Source organism: Pseudomonas sp. PME37.24/025, from assembly GCF_055556615.1.
This window is the reverse complement of record NZ_JBVHNK010000408.1, coordinates 1-248: the sequence shown is the minus strand read 5'-3', so window position 1 is coordinate 248 and position 248 is coordinate 1. Positions and strand designations below refer to the sequence as shown.

Here is a 248-nt window from a genome sequence, read left to right as displayed (position 1 = left end):
CTATCTCGCTACTGTTTATCGCTATCTCGGCCGCTATCCCGAGGCGCTGCGATTCGCGAGCCAGGCACTGGAAACTCGACAAGCAAGGCTTCCTCCGGATCACCAATTGATCGCTGATGCGTTGTTCAATGTGGCGGCCGTGTACCGATGGACGCATCGATATGCCGAGGCGGAGCCACTATTGCGCCAATCGCTGGCGATTCGCGAGCCAACCTTGGGCCCGAACAACCCGCATGTCCTGGCCGATC

General features: G+C 59.3%; 1 protein-coding gene. It reads left to right on the top strand.

The genetic code is table 11. The features are described 5' to 3' along the window. Nucleotides 1-248: tetratricopeptide repeat protein (locus ACZ3HH_RS30860; protein ID WP_465810492.1), on the top strand; the 248-nt coding region annotated here is incomplete at both ends.